Source organism: Microcoleus sp. B3-D2, assembly GCF_036705345.1.
Lineage (GTDB): Bacteria > Cyanobacteriota > Cyanobacteriia > Cyanobacteriales > Microcoleaceae > Microcoleus.
In genome coordinates this window covers 1-5449 of the sequence record NZ_JAUBUG010000143.1, presented here as the reverse complement: position 1 = coordinate 5449, position 5449 = coordinate 1, and the positions used below count along the sequence as shown (strand labels likewise).

General features: G+C 42.7%; 4 protein-coding genes and 2 pseudogenes. All 6 read right to left on the bottom strand.

The genetic code is table 11. The features are described 5' to 3' along the window. Positions 1 to 97 (bottom strand): annotated as a pseudogene (locus QUB14_RS28025) (IS630 family transposase); the annotation flags it as partial. Between the two features lie 365 nt (positions 98 to 462). After that, positions 463 to 2325, bottom strand: a complete 1863-nt coding sequence (locus tag QUB14_RS28020; RefSeq protein ID WP_333221416.1) for an ATP-binding protein — start codon at positions 2323 to 2325, stop codon at positions 463 to 465. 157 nt (positions 2326 to 2482) lie between these two features. Beyond that, a pseudogene (locus QUB14_RS28860) lies at positions 2483 to 2629 on the bottom strand (DUF6753 family protein); the annotation flags it as partial. A gap of 56 nt (positions 2630 to 2685) precedes the next feature. Further along, on the bottom strand, positions 2686 to 2904 hold the full coding sequence (locus QUB14_RS28015) for a hypothetical protein (RefSeq protein ID WP_333221418.1): 219 nt from the start codon (positions 2902 to 2904) through the stop codon (positions 2686 to 2688). A 139-nt stretch (positions 2905 to 3043) separates the two neighbouring features. Next, positions 3044 to 3643: a hypothetical protein gene (locus QUB14_RS28010; protein ID WP_333221420.1), complete on the bottom strand. Its 600-nt coding sequence runs from the start codon at positions 3641 to 3643 to the stop codon at positions 3044 to 3046. 177 nt (positions 3644 to 3820) lie between these two features. Then, the gene (locus QUB14_RS28005) at positions 3821 to 5215 is read right to left on the bottom strand and encodes a hypothetical protein (RefSeq protein WP_333221422.1); all 1395 of its coding nucleotides are present in this window, start codon (positions 5213 to 5215) and stop codon (positions 3821 to 3823) included. Positions 5216 to 5449: the final 234 nt, after the last annotated feature.

The following is a 5449-nucleotide window of genomic DNA, read 5'->3' as shown; positions in this document are numbered from 1 at the left end:
TATTAAACAGTATACTCGCTTCACTAATCTTTAAGCCATCTAGTTTGATAGCTTGAATGACTTTCTGACGTAGGTCGTAACTGTAGGGTTTTGGCATGGGTCGTGCGAGCGGGGCAGCATCAGAGACTACTTCCAGTTTACACCCTAACCGCCTTGGCGGTTGCTATATTACTCATCTACAGAAAAGCAAGTCTTGGGCAGGCAGGATGCCTAACTCCTACTCCCCACAAGAATTGTTGGAGATGTCTAATCTGCCAGTTTTGTAGAAATCCTCGAAGTTAGCACAGTTTTGGGGGTTGAATTTGAAACGGCTGTGATGCGGGTAGATTTCCGGGAAATAGAAGTTGTTAAACCAAGTGCAGAAAAATGGGGAAAAGAGAAAGTGAATATTACAACTAAAACCTCATAGCAGATAACCTCGAAGGCCTAACAGAAAACCTTTCGGCGGTGGGGCGCATCTTGTTAGACCGGATCACGGATTTGCTGCTGGACAAGGATTTGAATCACAAACTCGGTTCCCTCACCAGGTATTGAGAAGCAATCTAACTTACCGCTATGTTTCTCAGTAACGATCTGATAGCTAATCGCCAGGCCCAGGCCCGTTCCCTTACCGACAGACTTTGTGGTGAAGAATGGATCAAAGAGGCGTTTCTGAACAGATTCAGACATTCCCATTCCGTTATCAGAAATTGCAATTTTTACCCACTTTGAATCAATCATGGCCGTCCGAATGGTAATCAGGTTGGGATTTTCCTTAATCTCCTGATAGGTTCGTTTGACGTTGGCTTCTTCCAGCGCATCAATCGCATTTGCCAGGATGTTCATAAACGCCTGATTGATTAGACCAGGATAGCATTCTATTAGCGGTAGATTACCATAATCACGAATTACTTGAATCGCTGGACGCTCTGGTTTATCTTTCAAGCGATGCTGCAAAATCAACAACGTGCTATCAATGCCCTCATGAATATCAACGGCTTTGAAGTCAGCTTCATCCATTCGTGAAAAGTTGCGGAGTGACAAAACAATCTGGCGAATGCGATCCGTGCCGAGTTTCATGGAGTCGAGGACTTTAGGTAGATCGGCTTGGATAAACTCCATATCAATATCTTCCGCCTCAGCTTGGATTTCGGGTGCTGGGTCGGGATAGTAATTCTCGTAGAGTTGCACCAAACCTAATAAATTGTGGGCGTATTCCTGCACATGAGTCAAGTTGCCGTGAATGAAGTTGACTGGATTGTTGATTTCGTGTGCCACCCCTGCCACCATTTGCCCCAAAGCAGACATCTTTTCGCTATGCACCATTTGAACCTGAGTGCGTTGCAGTTCCTCTAAGAGTTGTTGCAACTGCGTATTTTTGTCGCTGAGCTCTTGGGTTCTTACCTCCACTTGAGATTCAAGCGTTTGGCTGTAGTTTTCCAGTTGTTCGTTGGCTGTTTTCTGTTGCTGTAACAGTTGTTGAACAGCGCGAATTAATTGGTTAAAAGCATTAGCAAGCGTTCCAATTTCATCATCTTGCTCAACAGTCGCTTGTAACTCAAAATTAGATTCTTCAGTAGTTCGTCGGGCAACTCTAGTCAAAGCTTGAATGGGTTGAGCAATTGCTCGGCTGGTCAAAAGTGCCAAAAGAATGGCGATCGCAACAGACAATCCGATACTTGCAACCACCACTTTCTCTGCAAATTCACTAGCCTGTCGATCAGACCTTGTTGCCACCTCAAGTTCTTGGTAAGCTTGGTCAATTAAACCCACCAAATCATCGGAGATGCCATCGAATTCAAGCGCCAAATCGCTGTTGGTAAATTCCAACATCAGCGCTTGGGCTTGCTCAACATCAGTGGGTGAGGCAAGATCCAGACTACGAATTCGTTCAACTCGGCGTTCTAATTCCTGTGAGTAGAGTTGTGGTACACGGTCATAGGTTTGCAAGAAGGCTAGAATCCTTGCTTGATCCACACCAGCTTGTAGGGGCGGAGACTTTGCCACAAATGCCTTAAGTTCAGCCCAAATTTCTTGGATTTCAGCTTTATGCTTCAGCAAGTGAGCATATTCATCTTGAAATTTTTCTGGGTATTGCGCTAAAGGAATGAGTTGTTGTTGGTGGGTTCGCGCTTGGAGAACACGAGATTGCAGACGATGCAGAAGTTCCACTTCGTTACGCGCGTGTTGTTTTCGCTCTTGAGTCTGTTCTTGATAATGATCCCCAACTCCAAAACCAGCAATTGTTCCACACACAGCAATGCCTAGAGCAAGGGTGTATCCTAAACCGATCTTTTGCCCAACTCTGAGACTGGATAACCGTTGTCCTAAACTCTGGCGCACCATATAACCTTCTCTAGCCCTACAGGAGATTTGCTTGACCGAGTGCCCCTATTTGCTCATTTTAAGCCTTTAAGTTTGAAAACGGAAAGCTCCTATGTTTAGGATAGGTTTTCCCTTACAGGGTTTACGTCTTGAATTTACGCTTTTCTAAAGGCTCTACCTAAATCGTGCAAAACTCCGAAGTAGCTGGCAACCCCGCCACTTCCAAAGTTACCCCCAAACGCCGAACATCTTTTTTGTATTCTAAATTAGCACAACTATCAGAATTCCACCTGAGCAAATTTCGTGCAAACTTTCCTTCAGCGCTAGTTGCCCACCGTCAAGTCTCCGCCTGCTCTTGAGTTAGATGAACTGCTATACCTTTTACTGTAGCTTAAATTCGCTATCCGGCTCATTAGTCCTTACTTCCAAGCGATCGACTTCCTCGAACCCTTTTGCCCAAGCTTTAGCAATATCGTCTGGGAGTTTGGGTTCAGCTATTCTATTTTGGTGCTTGTGCATCACAAAGTCGATGTAGTCGGTGACTTTTGGCAAGAATGATTCTGGAAGTTGCTGCAATAAGGGCGATCGTAATATGACCAATACTCATCATAATTGCCCATTGCAGTCGTTTTTATTTTAATACAATCATAACAAGCGATCGCCCTTAATTTTAGCAGTCAATAGTGGGCGATCGCCTTCCGCCTTCCTCATAGCCAGAATCACGGGCAAAAGTTGCTGCCTAAACTGTGCTATATTTTTGACCAATTTGTCGAAGCAACTTAGTGAAATTGTCCTTGTCAGATTCATTTTGAAACGTATCTACTACCTTTTTTAACCTAGACAAGTCATTGGTATAGTTCTTGTCAGATAGCTGTGACACCAATTGCGACGAGAAAAATTTTACTAAATCAGGTTCATTAGATAAGACATCTACAACATCTTTCAACTTAGACAAGTTCTGACTGTAGTTCTCATCTGATAAAATAGCTACTGCATTTTTTAATTGTGGCAACTTGTTTTTATACTTCTCATTAGAAACCAGATCCGATAAGTTTTTGTCACTCCCCACTATAGCTACTAACTCTTGCAACTTAGATAAATTGGTAGAGTATTTCTCGTCTGACAAAATATCTACTACCTTTTTCAACTTAAACAATTCCTGTTTCTGCTTCGCGTCAGAGAGCAGTGAAGTTAATTTGCTTCCCTTATTTACAAATGTTGCTAATTTTTCATAGTTAATTGAATCAGCTTCTGAAACTAGAAATACTTTCCAAGCCATTTTTTCGTTGGTAAATACAACCCCCTCTTTGGCATCATTAAAAACACTATTGTTTATCAAGGCGATTACTTTTTCTTCAGAGTCAATAGATAGCCATGAAGAAAGGGCGTTTGACAGTTTATCTAAGGGGATATTAGGAGCAGAAAATCCCTCTTTAATGCCATATTTTGGAATTACATTATTTTGAAAAATTTCTCCCCAATAACCGGGAATTATATCTTCAGTATAGGTGTAGGTTCAAGTTTCTAACTGGTGCAGCACGGATGCGCGAGTCTTTTCACATGAATCGCGAGTCTTTTCAGATTTGAGCAATGACCAAATCATATATGCAGTACCCCATGCAACAAGACCAGTACCGCCCGTGATTAAACCGAGTCCCCCAAGAGCCGAAATAGTGGCAGTAATAGCAGCAGCACCAGACAATGTACCGGCTACTTCCAAAGCAGTCGCAGCAGTCCAAGCAGCTAAAACAGTTGCAGTACCGGCGATTGTTCCTGTACCAATTGCAATTCCCAGATTTTTTTGGTCTTCGCTATCGATTTCTGAACCTAACGCAATAGACAGTATTCCTGCGGCTCCAATTAGCGCGGCTCCTCCTGTTACTACTGCTAAACCACCCAGCATTCCTAAACCACCAGATGCGACGGAACCAAAACCTAAAGCAGCTAAAGTCGCGTTGGTTGCAGCCCCTCCTGATAAACTACTAAGAGTGACACCTGTTGCTGTTTTTACTCCGATCATACTCAGTATTTTCTTAACTACTGGAACAATTGCTGCTCCTCTTTTTTTAGCATCCTCCATCATTTTTTGGAATTTTTGATCGGTTGGGACAAAAGCATCGGCTTTTTCACCAGAAGCAACTTGATTATCTAAATTTTGTTTGCTTGCTGTTGAGTAAACATCTTTAGCCTTTTCTGGAATTTCAGCATTACTGATGAATGAGTCTAGGGATTTTAAAGCTGCGGCATCTTCTACTCTTTTTCCAGCACGTACCTGCTCATATGTTGACAGGTAGTTTTTCGGTTGATCCGGAGTTAATTTTTGGTTTTCCTCGATCAGTTTGACAAGAATGAAGTCCACTGTTAATGCTGTTAAATTGGTACTTGCTAAAAAGTGTTTCTGCTTGATTTCTAAAGGCAGTGCCGACGCGGCAACAATTAAGTCAATCTCTGTGAGAGCCTTAAAGTCAGGAACCGGTTCGCTGGCACGGACGGAGGCAAAAGTTCCTCTAATTAGTTTCTTTTCTGCCTCAGTTAGTTTAGATTGAGTTAATGCCATTTCAATGGCTTGCTCAGTTCCGAGTAAGCGCGAATTGTTACTGGCGATTTGGTAACGCTCTTTAATTGTGCTGTCTAGCTTTGAGGACGATATCACATAATCAAGAAAATCCAAGGCACTCACATCGTTAATATACTCACCATCTTCAACTTGCTCATAAACAAATTTGCATTTAGCTTTGCTTGCTTCTTCGATAAATTGCGTATTTTTGTCAATTTCTTGATAAATTTCCTCTTTTATTCCGAGTTGTCGATCGTATAATGTATGCAAAACTACAGTAATATCTTTACCTTCTTGACCGCGCCCTTTGATGGTAATCTCTTGCCTATCTTGAGCTTTGGAGGGAATTTCCACCGGACAAGGTTCTCCCGATCGCAAAGTAAAAGTTTGCTTTCCTCCTACTCGGGCTGTGGTATAAGGAACAAAAATATGATATGTCTCCAACCTAGAGAGATTTTTATCTGCTCCCTCGCTATCAGCCATAGCGCTAGCTGGAGCAAGCAAGTCTTTTTTGATACTCCCGAGCCCTAAAGGGACGGGGATTCTTGAAGAGTCCAGATACGAACTTTCAAAGGCGAAATCAAAGCG